Origin of the sequence: Dermacoccus nishinomiyaensis, from assembly GCF_900447535.1 — a bacterium.
Classification (GTDB): domain Bacteria; phylum Actinomycetota; class Actinomycetes; order Actinomycetales; family Dermatophilaceae; genus Dermacoccus; species Dermacoccus nishinomiyaensis.
Genome location: NZ_UFXX01000001.1, coordinates 1199885 through 1219043, shown reverse-complemented (window position 1 = coordinate 1219043; position 19159 = coordinate 1199885). Strand labels below are relative to the sequence as shown.

At 69.2% G+C, this 19159-nt stretch carries 15 protein-coding genes and 1 pseudogene; 10 read left to right on the top strand and 6 right to left on the bottom strand.

The genetic code is table 11. From position 1 onward, the window contains the following. Window positions 1–51 precede the first annotated feature (51 nt). The 6 genes from DYE07_RS05780 to pepN all read left to right on the top strand — a co-directional run bounded on the left by DYE07_RS05780 (window position 52) and on the right by pepN (window position 9004). On the top strand, window positions 52–564 hold the full coding sequence (locus tag DYE07_RS05780; RefSeq protein ID WP_038567014.1) for an NADH-quinone oxidoreductase subunit J family protein: 513 nt from the start codon (window positions 52–54) through the stop codon (window positions 562–564). Beyond that, complete coding sequence (gene nuoK, locus DYE07_RS05775) at window positions 561–1007, top strand: NADH-quinone oxidoreductase subunit NuoK (RefSeq protein ID WP_083603995.1); 447 nt, start codon at window positions 561–563, stop codon at window positions 1005–1007. Before DYE07_RS05780 ends, nuoK begins: the two co-directional genes overlap by 4 nt. Then, window positions 1004–2980 (top strand): NADH-quinone oxidoreductase subunit 5 family protein, encoded by a 1977-nt coding sequence (locus tag DYE07_RS05770; RefSeq protein ID WP_115296529.1) that lies wholly within the window; start codon window positions 1004–1006, stop codon window positions 2978–2980. The genes nuoK and DYE07_RS05770 overlap by 4 nt, the downstream gene beginning before the upstream one ends. Then, entirely contained in the window at window positions 2977–4644 is a 1668-nt protein-coding gene (locus DYE07_RS05765) for a complex I subunit 4 family protein (protein ID WP_136788543.1), read from the top strand. The genes DYE07_RS05770 and DYE07_RS05765 overlap by 4 nt, the downstream gene beginning before the upstream one ends. Further along, window positions 4641–6158 carry an NADH-quinone oxidoreductase subunit N gene (locus DYE07_RS05760; protein WP_115296528.1) on the top strand — a complete coding sequence of 506 codons (1518 nt, stop codon included), beginning with the start codon at window positions 4641–4643 and terminating at the stop codon, window positions 6156–6158. Before DYE07_RS05765 ends, DYE07_RS05760 begins: the two co-directional genes overlap by 4 nt. Window positions 6159–6220: 62 nt before the next feature. Beyond that, the gene (gene pepN, locus DYE07_RS05755) at window positions 6221–9004 is read left to right on the top strand and encodes an aminopeptidase N (protein WP_115296527.1); all 2784 of its coding nucleotides are present in this window, start codon (window positions 6221–6223) and stop codon (window positions 9002–9004) included. 525 nt (window positions 9005–9529) lie between these two features. Here pepN and DYE07_RS05745 read toward each other — a convergent pair. The 4 genes from DYE07_RS05745 to DYE07_RS05730 form a co-directional block, all read right to left on the bottom strand. After that, window positions 9530–9982: a MaoC family dehydratase gene (locus DYE07_RS05745; RefSeq protein ID WP_038567023.1), complete on the bottom strand. Its 453-nt coding sequence runs from the start codon at window positions 9980–9982 to the stop codon at window positions 9530–9532. 20 nt (window positions 9983–10002) lie between these two features. Continuing rightward, on the bottom strand, window positions 10003–10755 hold the full coding sequence (gene fabG / locus DYE07_RS05740; RefSeq protein WP_006946283.1) for a 3-oxoacyl-ACP reductase FabG: 753 nt from the start codon (window positions 10753–10755) through the stop codon (window positions 10003–10005). Window positions 10756–10861: 106 nt separating this feature from the next. Next, on the bottom strand, window positions 10862–11623 hold the full coding sequence (locus DYE07_RS05735) for an SDR family oxidoreductase (RefSeq protein WP_006946150.1): 762 nt from the start codon (window positions 11621–11623) through the stop codon (window positions 10862–10864). 54 nt (window positions 11624–11677) lie between these two features. After that, complete coding sequence (locus DYE07_RS05730) at window positions 11678–13207, bottom strand: AMP-binding protein (protein ID WP_115296526.1); 1530 nt, start codon at window positions 13205–13207, stop codon at window positions 11678–11680. A 258-nt stretch (window positions 13208–13465) separates the two neighbouring features. Here DYE07_RS05730 and DYE07_RS15370 point away from each other — a divergent pair. After that, window positions 13466–13639, top strand: a pseudogene (locus tag DYE07_RS15370) (cysteine hydrolase family protein); the annotation flags it as partial. A 59-nt stretch (window positions 13640–13698) separates the two neighbouring features. Further along, the gene (locus tag DYE07_RS15090) at window positions 13699–13998 is read left to right on the top strand and encodes an isochorismatase family protein (protein ID WP_006946100.1); all 300 of its coding nucleotides are present in this window, start codon (window positions 13699–13701) and stop codon (window positions 13996–13998) included. 154 nt (window positions 13999–14152) lie between these two features. On the opposite strand, the gene DYE07_RS05720 is transcribed toward DYE07_RS15090, so the two are convergent. Then, window positions 14153–15307, bottom strand: a complete 1155-nt coding sequence (locus DYE07_RS05720; protein WP_006946057.1) for an acyl-CoA dehydrogenase family protein — start codon at window positions 15305–15307, stop codon at window positions 14153–14155. 239 nt (window positions 15308–15546) lie between these two features. On the opposite strand from DYE07_RS05720, the gene DYE07_RS05715 reads away from it, so the two are divergent. Further along, window positions 15547–16596, top strand: coding sequence for a hypothetical protein (locus DYE07_RS05715; RefSeq protein WP_062258582.1), 1050 nt, complete (start codon window positions 15547–15549; stop codon window positions 16594–16596). Window positions 16597–16695: 99 nt separating this feature from the next. Next, window positions 16696–18384, top strand: coding sequence for a TIGR03767 family metallophosphoesterase (locus DYE07_RS05710; protein WP_115296525.1), 1689 nt, complete (start codon window positions 16696–16698; stop codon window positions 18382–18384). A gap of 81 nt (window positions 18385–18465) precedes the next feature. On the opposite strand, the gene DYE07_RS05705 is transcribed toward DYE07_RS05710, so the two are convergent. Next, window positions 18466–18966, bottom strand: a complete 501-nt coding sequence (locus DYE07_RS05705; RefSeq protein ID WP_115296524.1) for a YajQ family cyclic di-GMP-binding protein — start codon at window positions 18964–18966, stop codon at window positions 18466–18468. Window positions 18967–19159 lie beyond the last annotated feature (193 nt).

Genomic DNA, 19159 nt, shown 5'->3' with positions numbered 1-19159 from the left:
AGCCGACACGCCCATCAGCAGCCGGACAGCCAGGACCAGGGGGGAGCGACCATGACCGTCCATGACGCCCTGTTCGCCTGCCTCGGCCTCATCAGCGCCGCGTCCGCGATCTGTGCGGTGACGACGCGGCAGATCGTCCACGCGGCACTGTGGCTGACGGTGTGCCTCGCGACGCTGTCGGGCTGCTACCTCGTCCTCGGCGCCGAACTCGTCGCGCTCGTGCAGTTGCTCGTCTACGTCGGCGCGGTCGTCGTCCTCGTCCTGTTCGCCGTCATGCTGACGCGCGCGCCGATCGGGCGCAGCGGCGACCACGACGCGCCCATCATGACGCGGATGGCCGCCCTCGTCATCGCCGCGGCGACGGGCGGTCTGCTGTTCTCGGCGTTCGTCTCGGCGTTCGGCACACGCCGCGCGCGCATCGACTCGGGCACGACGACCGACCTCGCGCAGAACCTGTTCGGCCGGTTCGCGTGGCCGTTCGAGGTCGTCTCGCTCGTCCTGCTCGCCGCCCTCGTCGGGGCCCTCGCGATGATCGGTTCGCGACGCTCGGGAGGCGGTCGATGATCCACCTCGTGCTGCCGTTCGGCCTCGCCTCGATCCTCGCCGGCGCCGGTGTCTACGCCATCCTCGCGCGCCGCAACGCCGTGCTCATGCTCATCGGTGTCGAACTCGTGCTCGCGGCCGCGAACCTCGTGCTCGTCACGACGAGCGCGATCCTGCCCGATCCGGGCGGCTCCGCCCAGATCATGTCCCTGTTCGTCATCACCCTCGCCGCCGCCGAGGTGACGCTCGCGCTCGGCATCATCCTGTATGCGTTCCGCGCGCGCGGTCACATCGACCTCGGCGAAGGACTCGACGCCGACGAGGTACGCGCCGACACGCGTGAGGTCACGGGCGAGAACAGCGGCGCTCGCGAGGCGAGCGCGACGGCCACCGCAGCTTCGCCGGCCGCGACGTCGACCACGTCGCCGGCATCCTCATCATCCTCGCCGGAGGTGACTTCGTGACGAGCGTGACGTCTCACCTCGCGCAGGCGGCTCTCGCGCTGCCGCTCATCGGCGCGCTGCTGGCGTTCGTCCTCGGACGCCGCAACGTCGTCGCCTTCGTCCTCGCCTCCGTGACGACGGCCGCGGCGCTCGGCGCGTCCGTCTGGCTGGTCCTGCGTCATCTCGGTTCGGGGGTGGCGCAGGACGTCACGACGCTCGACGCGCTGCCGCTCGGGCCCACGCTGCGGGTGCCGCTGCAGTTGCGCGACGACGCGACGAGCGCGCTCATCGTCGCCGTCGTGCTTCTCGTGTCACTGACGGTGCAGCTCTTCGCGCGCTGGTACCTGTACTCCGATCCGCGCTATCGCGTGTTCGCCTCCAGCGTCGCGCTGTTCACTGGAGCGATGGTGCTCGTCGTGCTGTCGAACGACGTGCTGCTCACGCTGATGGGCTGGGAGGTCATGGGCTGGTGCTCGTACCTGCTCATCGGTCACGAGAGCGAGCGTGCTGCGGCCCGCCGCGCAGCGTTCAAGGCCTTCGTCGTCACCCGCCTCGCAGACGCGCCGTTCATCGTCGGCCTCGCGGCGCTCGCGATGGTCGCGCACACGACGCGTTTCAGCGACATCCTCAGCACGTGGACGCACATCGACGGCCCTCTGCGACTCGCCGTCCTGCTCGGCCTCGTCTGCGGCGTGCTCGGCAAGTCGGCGCAGCTGCCGTTCAGTGACTGGCTGCCTGATGCGATGGAGGGCCCGACGCCCGCCTCCGCGCTCATCCACGCCGCGACGATGGTCGCCGCCGGCACCGTCGTGCTCGCCCAGTTCGAGCCGCTGCTCGCGCTCGAACCGACAGCCCGCCTGACGCTCGTCCTCGTCACCGGTGTCACGTCGCTGCTCGCGGCGCTGGCCGCGTTCTGCCAGTTCGACCTCAAGCGGTTGCTCGCGTGGTCGACCGTCAGCCAGGTCGGGCTCATGCTGCTGGCCGTCGGCGCCGTCCCGCCGGGTGACTCGGCCGACGCCGCGCTGCTCCACCTCGTCGGCCACGCCTTCTTCAAGTCGATGCTGTTCTTGCTGCTCGGCTGGCTGTCCGTCGTCATCGGCAGCACGCTCGCGAGTCGCATGTCGGGGTCGCTGCGTCGCCTGCCGCGCACGTTCGTTCCGGCGACCCTCGGCCTGTTCACCATGGCGGGGCTGCCGCCGACGATCGCGTTCGTCTCGAAGGATGCGATGATCAACGACGCAGCGCGCTCGCAGGCGGACGGACACGTCGAAGGGCTCATCGGGTTCATCATGCTGTTCCTCATCGTCGCCGCGACTGCCGCGTATTCGATGCGTGCCTGGCTCATCCTGCAGCACCGCACGACGCTGGAGCGCCGCGGTGAACGTCAGGTCCTCAACGACTCGCACGTCGTTCGCGACGTCGACATCGTCGAACTACTGCGCACCTCGCCCGAGGTCGACGAGCACGGCGAGGAGATCGCCGCCGTCGAGGAGTACGACGAGGACGAGGTGCTGCCGCGCCCCGGCGTCATGGTGCGGTTCATGATGTGGGTGCTCGCCCTCGGCGGCATCTTCGGTGGAGCCCTCGCGCTGACGCCGCTCATCGACATCGACACCCGGCATCTCAACCTGCCGATGATGGGGGCCACCGTGCTGCTCGTGCTCGCGTCGGTGCTCGTCGTGCGCATCATGTCGCTGCGTCAGCTCTACGGTGACGCCTCCCGGCGCCTGCCGCGTCGCATGACGCTGCTCGCCACGCGCGGGTTCGGCCTCGACCGTGCCTACCTCGCGCTGGCGCGGCCGATCGTGTGGTTCGCCCATGTCGTCCACGGCACCGATCTTCGTCTCGCCGCAGCGCACGACACGCTGCCTGCCGGCATGGCGCGCCTCGGCGACCTCGCCGACGCACCGCACACGCGCCGCCCCTCGACGGGCCTGTCGTGGGTCATCGTCGGCGTCGTCGTCGCCTCGGTCGTGGGGGTGACGTTGTGGTGATCGCCCTGCTCCTCGCCAGCGCCCTGCCGCTCGGTCTCGGCGCCGCTCTCATGGCGGCCGACCGTCTCGGACGTCCGCTGTCGCACACCGCCGCCTGGTGCATCGCCCTCCTGACCGCGGCTGCGTCGCTCGGCGCCGGCCTCGCCGCGGCGATGGGGGACGCCGTCGTCGACCGGCCGTGGGTGCCGCAGATCGGGCTGCGCCTGCACCTGACGATCGACGGCATCAGCGCGCCCCTCGTCGTGCTCGCCGCAGCGGTGACGCTGCTCGCCGTCGCCGTGTCGTCCCGTCAGCGTCCGAAGGGCACGCCGGGGCTGTTCTACGGCAGCCTGCTCGTCGTGCTCGGCGCGGCCGTCGCCGCGTTCACGGTGCGCGACGTCATCGGCTTCTTCATCGCCTTCGAGGTCGCCCTCGTGCCGATGTGGGTGCTCATCGACCGCTTCGGTGACGCTGCGCCCGCCGAGCGTCGTCGCGCCGGGTGGATGTTCGCGCTCTACACCGTCGGTGGCTCCATGCTCATGCTCGCGGGGCTGCTCGTGCTCGTCGCCGCGACCGGCACGAGCGACCTCGACCACCTCACGACGGCCGCACACCGTCTGCCATTCACGACGACGCTCATCGCCGCGACGCTCATCAGCGTCGGCCTCGCCGTCAAGGTGCCGCTGCTCGGCGTGCACGCGTGGCTGCCGCGCGCTCACACGGCGGCACCGACTGCCGGTTCGATGATGCTCGCCGCCGTGCTGCTCAAGCTGGGCACGTACGGTTTCGTCCGTCTCGTCGCGCTGCCGATGCCGGACGCATGGCGCCGCATCGCGCCGATCGTCGCGATCCTGGCGGTCGCCGGCATCATCGTCGGTGGCCTCGTCTGTCTCGTCGAACACGACCTCAAACGCCTCGTCGCGTGGTCGTCGATCGCCCACATGGGTTTCGTCATGCTGGCGCTCGCGGCCGGGCAGGTCATCGGTTTCGGCGCCGCGCTCTACGGCAACATCGCGCACGGTGTCATCTCGGCGCTGCTGTTCGCGATCGTCGGTGCGCTGAAGGCGCGCCGTGGGCCGGTCGACGTCGACGCGCCCGCGCTCGGATTGCGTGACACCGATCCGCGACTCGGGTTCGCCCTGGTCGTCGGGGTCGCCGCTGCGTTCGGGCTGCCGGGGCTCGCCGGTTTCTGGGGCGAAATCCTCGCACTCTTCGCGGCGTGGGATGCGCCGTCACGACCCAACACCCTGTTCCACGTGCTGACGGCACTCGCCGCCCTCGGCGCCGTGCTCGCCGCAGTCTACGGCGCACGCGTATTGCGCGCCGTCTGGGCCGGCGACCTCGAGGACGACGCTCGTCGCGCGGCTGTCGATGACGCCCGTCGAGCGACTGCGAACGCTGCGTCTGACGCGGCGGCACAGCCTGGCGCGAGGACGACCGAGCTCGGCGCGGAACCGGCCGGTGCGAGTTCGTTCGACGCGACGGTCGTCGCCGACGCGTCGGATGGCGTGGCAGCCGTCGCGTCGCCGGCCGACGGCGCCGCGGCCACGCAGCGCGTCACGGGCGCGGAGTGGCTCGCGATCGGCGTGCTGACGCTCGCGACGATCGCCCTCGGTCTCGCCCCGAGCCCCCTCATGCATCTCATGAACGACGAGCTCGTCACGCTGCTGGGAGGCGTCAAGTGAAGATCTCCGTCGACGCTCTCGCCCTCGCACCGGCTGCCGCGCCGATGGTCGCGGCGCTTCTCGTGCTGCTCGTCGACGTGGTCTTCCACGCCAAGGCGCGGTTGCCGTGGATCATCGCGGCTCTCGGTCTGGTCGGTGCGTTGGGTGCCCTCGTCGTCGCGGGGCGCCGAGGGCACGTGGCGACGTTGTGCTCCGGCGGGCAATGCTGGTGGCGTCTCGACGCGCCGGGTACGGGCCTCGTGGGGTTGGCGCTCGTCTCGGCGCTCGTCGTCGTCGTGCTCGCGGCGCTCGAGCCGGTGCGTCCGACGTCCCCTCAACGCGCCGCGGTGCGCGCCATGCTCGTGCTGTCCGCGACGGCCGGATGCGTCGGCGTCGTCGCCGCGCGAGACCTCGCATCGTGGCTCGTGCTCCTCGAACTCGCGACGCTGCCGAGCATCGCCCTCGTCGCGTTGCGTGGTGGCCGGGCGGCCGCGCACGGTGCGTTGACGTTGCTCGTCACGGCGCTCGCGTCGTTCGCCGTGCTCGCGCTGGGGTGTGCGTTGTGGTTTGCTGCGACGGGCACCATCGCGATGAGCGGTGACGCCGTCATCACGGCGTTCGCCGACCCGGCCCGCAAGCCGCTCGCCGTCGTCGCGATGATGCTCGTGCTCGCCGGTGTGGGTTTCAAGCTGTCGCTCGCGCCGTTCCACGCTTGGACGCCGGAGGCGTTCGCGGGGTCCGGCACGTGGGTCGCGGCGTTCCTCGCGACGACGTCCAAGGTGGGCGCGCTCGGCGCGATGCTCGTCGTCGTGTCGGCGGCGTCCGCGCTCGGTTCGCCGGCGCAGACGGCCCTCGGCATCATCGCGGCGTTGTCGATGACGCTCGGCAACGTCATGGCGCTGCGTCAGGTCGATCTGCTGCGTCTCATGGCGTGGTCGACGGTTGCGCAGGCCGGTTGGGTGCTGCTGCCGCTCACGAGCGTCTCGGCCGGTTCGACGCATGCAGCCGCACAGTATCTTGCGCTCTACACGCTGGGCACGGCCGCGGTGTTCGTCGTCCTCGCCGCGTTCGAGCGGTCCGGCCGGGCAGTGCAGATCGACTCGCTGCGCGGCATGTTCCGCTCGCATCCGCTGAGTGCGGCGACGATGGCGCTCGGCCTGCTCGCGCTCGCCGGGTTGCCGCCGAGCATCGTCGGTGTCGTCGCGAAGGTCGTCGCGATGAAACCCGTCGCCGTCGACCACTCGTGGTGGCTGCTCGGGTTCGCGGTGCTCAACACGCTGCTCGGCGTGGCGGTGTACCTGCGCTGGATCGTCGCGATGTTCGTGCCGATCGGTGACGCGACGGGCGACGCATCCGATGCGCCGGCCGCTGACTCCGTCGAGGGGGCGGGCGCGACCGTCGTGGGTACGTCCGCAGGCGCGGCGGCCTCGCCGTTGGTCGTCACGACGCGCGGCCACCGCGTCGTCATCGCGCTGATGGCGCTCGTGCTCGTCGCGACGAGCATCCTGCCGTCGTTGCTGCTGCGCTTCTTCTGAGGCCCGCGCCGTCGGTAACCGCGTTCCACCTGCGGCACACCCTGGGCTGGCAGGATGGCAGCATGACTCTGACGCGTGACGAAGCGCAAGCACGAGCCGCGATCGTGCATCCGACGGCCTACCGCATCGACCTCGATCTCGACGCGGGGCCCCGCACGTTCGGTTCGACGACGACGCTGACGTTCGACGCGCAGGCCGGAGCGTCGACGTTCGTCGACCTCGACCCCGACGAGCTGCTGTCAGCATCGCTCAACGGGCGTGACCTCGACGTCACCACGGCCCTCGACGGTCGTCGCCTGCGCCTCGACGATCTCGCCGAGCGCAACGAACTCGTCGTCACCGCGCGCATGACGTACGGGCGCGACGGGCAGGGCCTGCACCGGGCCACCGACCCCGCCGACAGCAACGACTACGTCTACGGCCACCTGTTCATGGACGCGGCATCGCGCGTCTACGCCTGCTTCGACCAGCCCGACCTCAAGGCGCCGTACGACGTCACCGTGCGCGCCCCGCAGGGGTGGACGGTCGTCGCCAACGGCGCCATGCGCGAGGTCGAACCGCAGCTCTGGCGCGCTGCGACGACGAAACCGCTCGCGACGTATTTCGTCACCGTCTGCGCCGGCCCCTTCGCCACCGTCACGGCTGAGCACGACGGCATTCCCCTCGCGCTGCACGCGCGCGCCTCGTTGCGCGACCGGCTCGAGGCGCAGGCCGACGAGATGCTCACCGTGACGCGCGAGTCGTTCGACTACTACCACCAGCTGTTCGGCATCCGATACCCGTTCGGCGAGTACCACCAGGTGTTCGTTCCTGAGTTCAACGCGGGCGCGATGGAGAACCCGGGGTGCGTGACGTTCCGCGACCAGCTCGTCTTCACCGGCGCCGCGAGCCGCACCGAACACCTGTCGCGCGCCAACACGATCAGCCACGAGATGGCGCACATGTGGTTCGGCGACCTCGTGACGATGCAGTGGTGGGACGACCTGTGGCTCAACGAGTCGTTCGCCGAGTACATGGCCAACCGCACGCTCGTCGCGGCCACCGAGTTCGACGACGCGTGGGTCGACGTCGCCGCCGGCCGCAAGGCATGGGGTTACGCGGCGGAGCGGTCGCCGTCGACGCACCCCGTCGCGGGCGCGCCCGCGCCCGACACCGACACGGCGCTGCAGAACTTCGACGGCATCTCCTACGCCAAGGGTTCGGCGGTGCTGCGTCAGCTCATCCACCACATCGGTGACGACGCGTTCATCGCGGGCGTTCGACTGCACCTGCAGCGGCACGCGTTCGCCAACGCGACGCTCGCCGACTTCCTCGCCTCCCTCGAAGAGGCCTCCGGCACCGACCTGACGCGATGGGCCGCCGCGTGGCTCGAGACGGCCGGCATGGACACCCTCCGCGTCGACGGGTTCGTCGGCGCGGCCCGCGGTGTGGTGACCGAGGGTACCGATGACGCAGCACGTACCACCCGCTCGCTCGACGACGCCCGCGACCCGGCTGCGTCCGCTCCCTCGGATCACGATGCCTCCGCCGCGGCTGACACGACGAGCGCGCCCCACCTCGTCATCGAGGCCAACACGCAGTGGCCTGCCGAGCGCACGCACACCCTCCGCGTGAGCGCCCATTCAGCCGACGGCGCCCTCGTCGCCGTCGACGACCTGACGGGCGCTGCGGGCCTCGTCGACCTGCCCGAGGTGAGCGGAACGATGGCGCGCGGTGAGCAGGTCGCCGCCATCATCCCGAACGCCGGTGACCTGACGTGGGCAGGCGTCGAGTTCGACGCCGCGACCCTCGCTGCGCTGCCGACAGCACTGTCCGGCATCGCCGACGCAACCACGCGCGGCATGATCTGGACGGCACTCGCCCACGGCCTCGCGACGGCTGTCGTCTCCCCGCAGCAGGTGCTCGCCATCGCCGAGGGCGCGCTGCCGGCCGAGACGCAGATGCCCGTGCTCGACGTCGCCGTCGGCGTGGCCCTGGGGCAGGTCGTCGGACGCTTCATGCCGTGGTCCGAGCGTTCGGACGCTGCGGCACGTCTCGCCGCGGTGGGGGAGCAGCTCATGGCTGCGGCATCGGATTCTTCGACGAGCGCCATGTCAGCGGCGTCCTCGACGAGCACTGCCAGCCCGTCGTCGAGCGCTGCCGGCGCATCTTCGCTGAGCCCTGCCGGCGCACCGTCATCGACTTCGGCCGGTGCGTCCTCGGGCGCACGGGTCGATGCCGTCGACGATCCCCGCCTCCTCGCGGGGGCGCGTCTCGTCGCCTCGACGGGCGACGCCGAGCGTCTGCGTCCGTGGTTCGCGGGGGAGGGCCTGCCGGCGGGGCTCGACGGTGACGCACCGTTCCGGTGGCGCGTGGCGCGTCGCCTCGCACAGCTCGACGCGGTGACGATCGCCGAGCTCGGCGACGCCCTCGCGGCTGACGAGACGATGTCGGGTCAGCTCGGCTATCTCACGGCACGGGCGTCGTTCCCGACCGCGGAGGCGAAGGAATGGGCGTGGGAGGAGCTGACGGCCGCTCCCACCGATGACACGCCGGCGCACAGCAACTACGAGATGAACGCGCTCGCCACGGGTTTTTGGTCGGCCGACGACGAGGCCACCCTTGCGCCGTACATCGAGCGCTACGTCAGCGACGTTCCCGCGATGCGCGCGTGGGTGGGCGAGGACGCGCTCGCCCGCGTCGCGTCGCTTGCGTTCCCGACGGCCCTCGCGAGCGAGGAACTCGACGTCGAAGCCCGCCGCATGCTCGAGCGCGACCTGCCCGCATCGGTGCGCCGTGCCGTCGTCGATCAGCAGGCCCTCGTGCGTGAGGTCCTCGCCTCGCGCGCCGCGTTCGTCGAGGGCTGACCGGGCTGTCACCAAAGCCCGATCTCGAGACGGGGTTCGTGCCCGATCCGTGTCTCGACCCGTTTCGCGATCGCGCGGCGCGTGCCACGTTGCCCGATGGTCGCTCAGGAGTTCTGTACGTCGAATCGGTTCGCCTCGCCACGCTCGAGAGTGGTCATCTGTGGTGGCGATGCTGGTCGGCACCCTACGAGAACGCGATTCTGTGGCTCGACCTGCCGGACGGAGTGTGCACAGACATCTGGCTGAGTGACGGCGCGGCAATCGAGGCCGAGACCGAACAGTGGGCTCGACGAGAGTGGACAGGGGTCAGGCAGGGCGGTCGCCCCGCCCCGATTCATGCGCTCGAGTGGTTGGGGGACGAGGAGTCCCGCAGAATAGGGGCCGCGTTCATCGACCCCGGGACCGACGAATCGCAGGCCTGACGCATGATGGCGGGTAACTCACTGGTTGGTTCGAAACTGCCCTCCACCTCGTGAGTCACCCGCCATCGTGCGCGCTCGAACACGAGCGCAGCGGCGCCGATCGTCAGGGCACGATGACGCTCAGCGTCTGCGCGACGCACGCGGGTCGCTCTTGACCCTCGATCTCGACGGTCAGCGTCATGGCGACCTGGGCGCCCTTGGGGCTCTCGTCGACGCTGTCGAGCACGATGCTGCCGCGCACCCGCGACCCCACGGGCACGGGCTGCGTGAAGCGCACCTTGTTCGAGCCGTAGTTGACGGCCATCGTGATGCCTTCGATCGTCCAGATCTCCGACGACAGCATCGGCGCGAGCGACAACGTCAGGTAGCCGTGCGCGATGGTCGTGCCGAACGGGCCGCTCTTGGCGCGTTCGGGGTCGACGTGGATCCACTGGTGGTCGCCGGTGGCGTCCGCGAACTGGTCGACCATCTTCTGCGTGATCTCGTGCCACTCGCTCGTGCCGAGATGCTCGCCGACAGCCGTCTTGAGTTCGTCGAGTCCGTTGAACGTTCGCATGGTGTTCTCCTCGTCCCGGTTCAGCAGAGCGGTCCGCCGGCGACGTACAGCACCTGCCCGGAGACGTACCCGGAGCGCTCGTCGCAGAAGAACGACGCCGCGTTGGCGATGTCGTCGGGCTGGCCGGCCTTCTTGACGGCCGTCATCTCGGCGGCGCCCTTGATGAAGTCCTCGAACGGCACGCCGACGCGCTCGGCCGTCGCCGCCGTCATGTCCGTCTCGATGAAGCCCGGGGCGATGGCATTCGCCGTCACGCCGAACTTGCCGAGCTCGATGGCGAGCGTCTTCGTGAAGCCCTGCAGCCCCGCCTTCGCGGCCGAGTAGTTCGCCTGGCCGCGGTTGCCGAGCGCGGAGCTCGACGACAGGTTGACGATGCGGCCGAAGCCCTCCTTCGTCATGTGCGCCTGGCACTCGCGCGACATGAGGAACGAGCCGCGCAGGTGCACGTTCATCACCATGTCCCAGTCGTCGGCCGACATCTTGAACAGCAGGTTGTCGCGCAGGATGCCGGCGTTGTTGACGAGGACGGTCGGCGCGCCGAGCTCGTCGGCAACGCGGGCGACGGCGCCCTTGACGCTCTCCTCGTCGGCGACATCGCAGCCGACGGCCAGGGCGTCGCCGCCGGCGGTCTTGATGGCCTCGACCGTTGCCGCGCAAGCGGATTCGTCGAGGTCGAGGACGGCGACCTTCATGCCGTCCGCAGCGAGGCGTTTGGCGACGGCGGCGCCGATGCCGCGCGCGGCTCCGGTGACGATGGCGGTTCGCTGGGTCATGGAGAAGTCCTTTCGTGGGGCGGGTGGTCGTTCAGGTTTCGTGGCTCATCTACTCGCGTGCACGTGCACGCAAACAGCGACGGCCGGTAGTTGCCGGCAGCAGGTCTCAGACGAGCCCGCCGGTGACGGTGATGCCGCCGTCGACGACGAGCGTCTGGCCCGTCATCCACGCGGCGTCGTCGGAGGCGAGGAACGCGACGGGCCCCGCGATGTCCTCCGGTGCGCCGAGGCGCTTGAGCGGGTAGGGCTTGGCGACGGATTCCTCGCGGCCCTCGTACAGGGCCTTCGCGAAGTCGGTCTTGACGACGGCGGGGGCGACGGCGTTGACGCGCACCTTCGGGCCGAGTTCGGCGGCGAGCTCCTCTGTCATGTGGATGACGCCGGCCTTCGTCACGCCGTAGAACGCGATGCCGGGTGCGGCGCGCAGCCCGGCGATGCTCGCGAGGTTGACGACCGAGCCGCCGTTGTCCTTCATCCACGCGTTCCAGACGGCGCGCGTCCACGACAGCGTCGCGAGCAGGTTGACGTCGGCGATCTTGCGCGCCGCGTCGTCGTCGAGGTCCATGAGGCCGCCGTAGACGGGGTTGATGCCCGTGTTGTTGACGAGCACGTCGATGCGGCCCCAGCGCTCCATCGCGGTGCGCACGACCTCGTCCTGGTGCGCCTTGTCCTGCGCCTTGCCGGCGACGGCGACGGCCGCGTCGCCGAGCTGCGCGACGGCGGCGTCGAGCGTTTCCTGACCGCGCGCGGTGATGATGACGTTCGCGCCCTCGTCGACGAAGCGCTGGGCGATGGCGAGGCCGATCCCGCGGCTCGCGCCGGTGACGATCGCGACCTTGCCGGTGAAGCGGCTGGCCTGTGCAGTCATGAAGCATTCCTCTCGAAAGACGCACGCAACGCTATTGAGCGTTGCTCAACAACACTATGCCCCTTCGGCGTACCTCGTGCGAAGTTCGCGCTTGAGCACCTTCATGCTCGGCCCGAGCGGCAGCGCCTCGACGATGTCGACGCGGCGCGGGTACTTGTGCGATCCGAGCTGCTCTCGGCTCCAGGTGACGAGCGTCTCAGCGTCGAGCGCAGCGTCGTCGGACGGCACGACGACGGCCATGATCTCCTCGCCGTACTGCTCGTCGGGCACGCCGATCACGGCGACCTGCGCGACGCCGTCATAGCGCATCAGCGTCTCCTCGACCTCGCGCGGGTAGACGTTGTACCCGCCGCGGATGACGAGATCCTTCGTCCGGTCGACGATGCGCACCCGCCCCGTCTCGTCCTGGATGCCGATGTCGCCGGTGCGGAACCACCCGTCCTGCAGGGCTTCGGCGCTCGCGGCCGGGTTGTTCCAGTAGCCGGCGAAGATGGCGTGGCCGCGGCAGACGACCTCGCCGCGCTCGCCCGGCGGCAGCAGCTCGACGCGTTCGGGCACCGTCAGGTCGGCGATGCCCATGTCGATGCCCCACAGTGCGTGTCCGACGGTGCCCGGTTCGACGCCGAGCGCCTCCTGGTTCGACGTGATCGACGGCGAGGTCTCGCTGAGGCCGTAGCCCTCGTGGATCTTCGTCGAGAACACCCTCTCGAACTTCTCGAGCACGGCTACGGGCAGCGACGCGCCGCCGCTGATGGCGTCAGCGAGCTGCGGGACGGGGATCTCGGGGTGCTCGCCGACCGCCTTGAGTAGCTGGATGTACATCGTCGGCACGGCGCAGATCATCGTCACGCCCTCGGCGTTCATGAGGCGCAGCGCCTCCGTCGCGTCGAAACGCGGCTGCAGGACGACGGTGACGCCACGCCGGAACGCCGCGTTGAGCGAGACGGACTGACCGAAGATGTGGAACAACGGCAGGCACCCCAGGACGACGGCGCCCGCCGCGACGCCGTTGCCGTCGAACGCGCTGACCGTGCAATTCATCACCAAGTTGAGATGGGTGAGGATCGCGCCCTTGGGCTTGCCCGTCGTGCCGCTCGTGAAGAAGATGACGGCGGGGTCGAGCGGCTCGCGTGCCACGAAGTTGCTGATGGGTTCGGCGCCGGCCGCGTACGTGGTGATGTCGACCGCGGGGACACCGGTGATCTCCGACGCCTTCGTCGCCGTCGCCGCGACAGCCGGGTGGTGGAGCAGGCGGCTCACCTCGGCCGTCTCCAGGAGGTAGGCGGCCTCGCGCCCTTGCAGCAGCGTCGGCACGGGGACGACGACGCCACCCGCCGCGAGGATGCCGTAGTAGCTCGTGACGAACTCGACGACGTTGGGCGCCAGCAGCGCGACGCGGTCGCCGGGCGTGACGCCGTCCGCGATAAGTTGCGCGGCGACCGTGCGCGCCTCGCGCCAGACCTCCGCGTACGTGAGTCGACGCTCGCCCTCGATCAGGGCAAGAGCGTCAGGGGTGCGGCGTGCCGGTTCGGCGAGCACGCTGGCGAGGGAGAGCGTGGTGGAGACGAGGGGCAGCTCGGACATGTGCACTCCAGACGTTGATTGTGCTGTGCATCACATCACACCACACCGACAACGCTCCTGGGGCATCTTGTTGAGCATTGCTCAACAACTGGATGGCGTTGTCCTGCGCACTGCCCGTCAGGCCTGATGACTTCCCCACATGGCGCCACCTGACATGAAGTGGGACGTCCGCGGGCCGCCGCGTCTCCGCCTGGCGTCGTTCTGCATCGAGTGGGACGTCCGGGCAGCGTTGTCACCGGGGCCACCTACGCTGACTGCATGAGCGAAACAGCACTTCTCGTCGTCGATGTGCAGAACGATGTCATGGCCGAATCCGTCAACAGCGACGACGTCGTCGCGAAGATCTCATCGCTCGTCGATCGGGCGCGTGAGCAGGGTGTGCCCGTCATCTGGGTGCAGCACTCCGACCCGGGGATGCCGCGTGACAGCGACGCATGGCAGGTCGTCCCGCAGCTTGTTCCGGCACCTGGCGAACTGGTCGTCCACAAGACGTGGGTGATGCGTTCGTCGAGACCGACCTCGCCGAACGTCTGCAGGAGCGCGACGTCAAACGCATCGTCCTCTGCGGCGCCCAGACCGACGCCTGCATCCGCTCGACGTTCTACGGCGGCATCCACCGCGGCTACGACATGACGCTCGTCGAAGACGCGCACACGACCGCCGACATGCGCGAAAATGGCCTGCCCTACGGCCCGGACGAAGCCATCCGCGTCCTCAACGCCCAAGCGTCCTGGACGAAGCAGCCTGACGCGGTGGGCTCGACGACGACAGCCGCCGACGCGTTCGCCTGACGGGTGGCAGCCGCTCCCACGAGGGTTGTGGAGGTTCGTGCTCTGGGTAGCACGAACCTCCACAACCCTTCGCCGGACGCTCACCTACGGTCGAGGGCCATGGCGATCGCGCTGCGCGCGATCGCCATGGCCCTCGACCTTCGGTATTCGCTCGTCACAAACCCAGGTCACGCCCGATGATCATCTTCATGATCTCGTTCGAACCGGCCCAGATCTTGTGCACGCGAGCGTCACGCCACGCACGTGCCACGCGGTACTCGTTCATGTAGCCGTAGCCACCGTGCAACTGCACGCACTCGTCGAGCACGTCGCACTGCACCTGGGCGGCCCACCACTTCGCCTTTGCGGCGTCGACGGCCGTCAGCTTGCCCTCGGCGTGCGCGGCGACACAGTCGTCGATGTACGCCTCGGAGACCTCGATCTTCGTCACCATCTCGGCGATCTTGAAGGTGTTGTGCTGGAACGAGCCGATCGGCTGACCGAACGCCTTGCGGTCCTTGCAGTACTGGATCGTCTCGGCGAGGATCTGCTTCGCGTTCGCGATGTTCGCGATGGCGTTGCCGATGCGCTCTTGCGGCAGGTGCTTCATCATCGCGATGAAGCCGAGGTCCTGCGGGCCGAGCAGCGCGTCGGCGGGCAGGCGCACGTTGTCGAAGAACAGCTCGGAGGTGTCGGACTCGACCTGGCCGACCTTGTCGAGCTTGTTGCCCTTCGTGAAGCCCTCCGTGCCGGCCTCGACGAGGAACAGCGAGATGCCCTTGGCGCCCTTGCTCGGGTCCGTGCGTGCCGCGACGACGGCGACGTCGCACTGGTGGCCGTTCGTGATGAACGTCTTCGAGCCGTTGAGGATCCAGTCGCCCGAACCGTCGTCAGCCTTGACGGCCGTCGACTTGAGGTTGGCGAGGTCCGAACCGCCCGACGGCTCCGTCATGCCGATCGACAGGATCAGCTCACCCGTCGCGACGCGCGGCAGGTACTTCTGCTTCTGCTCCTCGGTGCCGAGGCTGACGATGTACGGCGCGGTGACATCCGAGTGGATGCCGAAGCACGACGCGACGGCGGCGGTGAACTTGCTGATCTCTTCGGCGAAGATCGCGTTGAAGCGGTAGTCGTCGATGCCGGCGCCGCCGTACTCCTCCGGGATGCACAGGCCGAAGAAGCCCTGCTTGCCGGCCTCGAGCCAGATGTCACGCGCGATGACGTGATCGCGGATCATCTCCTCGGCACGCGGGGCGAGGGTGCGCTCGACGAACTCGCGGGCGGAAGCGCGGAACGCCTCGTGGTCTTCGTCGTAGATGTTGCGGGGCATGGGACGCCGCCTTTCTTAACTCATGGGTAGCTTGATCGCTCTTTGCATGGTACGCCCCGTCACAGGTACTTGTCGCCGGGCTGCGATCCTTACCTTTACGTAACCGCTGCGATGGTCTCGGCGCCGTCGCGATGCGCACCTCATCCACGGTTCGAGGAACACCGTAGGAGCTGGCCGTCAGGCGGGGGCACCAGAAAAAGTGTGGACGGGGTGAGCAGGCGCCCCATAGCGTCAATGCCATGACCCGGGACGAGATGCGAAGCGCTGACTACCTCATCGACTGGCGATCGTGGCGCGGCCCGAAGCAGTTCGGGTGGTACGAACTGTCAGCCCCGCGATGGTGGCCGCGCGGCGAGCGGGCCCGCTTCCCACTTCTCTTCGTGACGGCGCTCGCCGTCAAGACCCGGTTCGCGCTCTTCCCGCCCACGCCGGATGTCACGGAGGACGACGTCGACGAGGCAGAGCTCGAGGCCCTTCTCGACGAGATGCCCGGAACCCTGCCGATGGAACTGGCCCCGGCTGGGCAGCGTGCCGGCGCGGTGAGCGTCGGTTTCTCCGTCGATCCCGACGCCGATCTCACGCCGGCGCAGTGCCTCGTCGCAGAGCGAGGCGTCCGAGTTCGCGCGGATCACTGGAGCGACGGGTTCGCCCTTCACCCCGTCGATGTGCTGGCCTGGCAACCGTCCTTCGGCGGGTTCTCGACGGTCGACGGGCTCGTCGGGCGCGGATTCGACGCGTATGTCCGCATCCTGCACCCGATCGAGAAGCGCGACGACGACATCACGCGCCTGCGATGGAGTGCCCTGCCCGACGCCCGACTCGACGAGCCGGGCTGGCGCCCCGATCGTCGTCCTGATGGTTTGATCGACCTCGACTTCGAGAGCGAACGCGGCGTCGAGCTCGTCGAGGGGGTCATTCCGGAGCCCGAGCGCCGTGTCATCCATCAGCTGTTGCGCGACGATCTCAGGCGGCGTGCCGATGCGTCCCGCATCGTCCAGGGGATCTGGGCCGGCATCGGCGGGTTGGACGTCGAGGGCGCCACACAATGTCGCATCGACCAACCGGAGCGAGAGATCGTGCCGTTCACCGGCGCTTTCGACGAGATCGTCCTCGTCGACGACTGGCACACGGTCTCGATCGTCTACCCCGAATCCGGCGCGTGGTGCCTGGCGAACGACACCGATCTCGTGAGCACCTACCTCGCCGCCGAGGCGTCGTTGGCCCAGCGGTTCCTCGATGATCCGCGCCTCGAATGCCTCGTTGTCGGGCCCGAGAATCAGGTCGGTTGAGGAGCTACGAGTTCACGTCGCATTCAGCCGCCCGTCACGTCCATGCCCCGCGCCAGGGGCACGCTGGCACCTCCTCATCCCCGACGGAGAGTTGTCGTCATGTCTCGCCCCACACGTCGCGCGTTCCTCAAGGGCGCCGCCGGCTCCCTCGTCACCGCAGCGCTCGCCGCGACCAACGCCCAACTCGCGCAGGCCGCGGATCGTTCGGTCTACACCCGCGGCACGACGCTCGAGCAGGCTGCGGCCCCGGTGGCGACGAGCGGCTACACGCGTCTGACGGCCGGGCCGGGCTACCCCCTCGTCGTGCGCGCCGACCTCGCCGAGCCGCGACCTTCCCGCGACGACACCCGCACCGGCCTCGCGAGCATCGTCCAGTTCACCGACCTGCACGTCGTCGACGCGCAGAGCCCGGTGCGCTTCGAGTTCCTCAACACGGTCAACTCGAGCGCGTGTCGCCCGCAGGAGGCTCTAGGAACGCAGGGCGCGGCTCAGTTGGTCAAACGCATCAACGACCTCGCGAGGGGTCCGTTCACCGGGCGCCGGTTCGACTGCGTCGTCTCGACGGGTGACAACACGGACAACCACGAGCACGTCGAGCTCGAGTGGTACCTCGCAGTCATGAACGGCGGCGTCATCACCCCGAACACGGGCGCGAGCGACCGGTGGGAGGGCGCGCAGACGAGCGGCAACCCGCAGTACTACAACGTCGAGAATGCCTCCGTCCGCGACCGGTACGTCAGCGCAGGCTTCCCGGTCCTCGACGGCTTCTTCCGCCGCGCCACGGCAGCGCACCGCAGCCCGGGGCTGAACGTGCGATGGTTCTCGGTCTTCGGCAACCACGACGACTCCGTCAGCGGCGTCCTGCCGTCCGACTGGGGTGCACTGGCCGCGATGTACACCGGCGACGTGAAGTTCACCGGCTTCACCTCGGGCACGTCCGATGCGGCACTGCGACGCACCTTCGCGACCGGCAGCACGGCGATCAAGGGCGTCAGCAGCAGCACCAAGAACACCTGGCACGTCACACCCGATGAGCGCCGCAGGCCGTTCACCCCGACGGAGTACATGCGCGCGCACCTGCCGAGCGGCGGCCATGGCTTCACGGACGAGAACGTGGCGACCGGGCGCGGCTACTACACGTTCCGCATCGCCGACGGTGTCACGGGCATCTCGCTCGATTCGACGAACCGCGCCGGATTCACCGAGGGCAGCCTCGGGCACGAGCAGTTCCTGTGGTTGCAGCGTGTCCTCACCGCGGGCAGCAGCACGTACGTCGACTTCTGGGGTCGCACACAACGCCATGCCGTCGCCGACGAGATGTTCGTCATCTTCAGCCATCACACGAGCACGACGATGACGAACGTGCTGCTCGACCCGGCCACGCCCGAACTGCGGCACGCCGGGCGCGAGGTGCGCGACACGCTCATGCGCTTCCGCAACGTCGTGGCGTGGGTCAACGGGCACACGCACGAGAACCGCATCACCGCGCATCGTCACGCCGATCCGCGACGGTCGTTCTGGGAGATCAACACGGCGAGCCACGTCGACTTCCCGCAGCACGCGCGCATCATCGAGCTCTGTGACAACGCCGACGGCACGCTCAGCCTGTACACGACGCTGGTCGAGTCGGCCGCGCCGTACGCAGCGTCGACGACAGGGCAGGACCAGGCGGATCTGGCGTCGCTGTACCGCGAGCTGTCCTACAACGATCCGAACCGCTCCGCCGCCCTCATGGGCGCCGACGCCGACCGCAACACCGAACTGATCCTGCGCCACCCCTGGCGCTGACGTCGAGGATGCCGACGACGAGGCCCCGCACCGAACGAATCGGTGCGGGGCCTCGTCCACCTGATCGGTGAGGAACGCCGATCAGCGGTAGTTCGTGAACTGTAGTGCGACGTCGAGGTCGGAGCCCTTGAGCAGGGCCTGCACCTCCTGCAGGTCGTCGCGGCTCTTGCTCGTGACGCGCAGTTCGTCACCCTCGATGCGGGCCTTGACGCTCTTGGGGCCCTCATCGCGGATGATCTTGCTGATCTTCTTCGCGTTCTCGCTCGAGATGCCCTCCTTGAGTTTCGCCTCGAGGCGGTATTCTTTGCCCGACAGCTTCGGCGTCGGGTCGTCGTCGCCGTAGTCGAGTGTCTTGAGCGAGACGCCACGCTTGACCAGCTTGGTCTGCAGCACGTCGAGGACGGCGAGCGTGCGCTCCTCGGAGTTGGCCTTCATGACGATCGACTCGCCGGAGAGTTCGACGGACGCGCCGACGTTCTTGAAGTCGAAGCGCGAGCCGATCTCCTTCGCGGCCTGGTTGACCGCGTTGGCGACCTCCTGCTTGTCGATCTTGCTGACGATGTCGAACGAGCTGTCTGCCACGGTTTCTCCTTCGTTGAACGCGGGCGCTTCCTGCGCCTCATTATGCCGTGACGCCGATCCCGCGCCGTCGCGCCACCGTCCCGCCCGCGGTCGAGCCGACGTCCCAGCCAGCGTCATGCCTTGACGGCGATGCCGCCACGCCGCCGTCACCTCGCGCACCCGCGCGTGCCCCGCCGATTCGCTCAACCGCGCG

What these genes read in the sequence shown, in the direction of transcription:
- DYE07_RS05715 (WP_062258582.1), top strand. Translation starts at nt 15,547, where the DNA reads ATGACCCGGGACGAGATGCGAAGCGCTGACTACCTCATCGACTGGCGA.
- DYE07_RS05780 (WP_038567014.1), top strand. Translation starts at nt 52, where the DNA reads ATGACCGTCCATGACGCCCTGTTCGCCTGCCTCGGCCTCATCAGCGCC.
- pepN (WP_115296527.1), top strand. Translation starts at nt 6,221, where the DNA reads ATGACTCTGACGCGTGACGAAGCGCAAGCACGAGCCGCGATCGTGCAT.
- DYE07_RS05735 (WP_006946150.1), bottom strand. Translation starts at nt 11,623, where the DNA reads ATGACTGCACAGGCCAGCCGCTTCACCGGCAAGGTCGCGATCGTCACC.
- DYE07_RS05730 (WP_115296526.1), bottom strand. Translation starts at nt 13,207, where the DNA reads ATGTCCGAGCTGCCCCTCGTCTCCACCACGCTCTCCCTCGCCAGCGTG.
- nuoK (WP_083603995.1), top strand. Translation starts at nt 561, where the DNA reads ATGATCCACCTCGTGCTGCCGTTCGGCCTCGCCTCGATCCTCGCCGGC.
- DYE07_RS05710 (WP_115296525.1), top strand. Translation starts at nt 16,696, where the DNA reads ATGTCTCGCCCCACACGTCGCGCGTTCCTCAAGGGCGCCGCCGGCTCC.
- fabG (WP_006946283.1), bottom strand. Translation starts at nt 10,755, where the DNA reads ATGACCCAGCGAACCGCCATCGTCACCGGAGCCGCGCGCGGCATCGGC.
- DYE07_RS05745 (WP_038567023.1), bottom strand. Translation starts at nt 9,982, where the DNA reads ATGCGAACGTTCAACGGACTCGACGAACTCAAGACGGCTGTCGGCGAG.
- DYE07_RS05720 (WP_006946057.1), bottom strand. Translation starts at nt 15,307, where the DNA reads ATGCCCCGCAACATCTACGACGAAGACCACGAGGCGTTCCGCGCTTCC.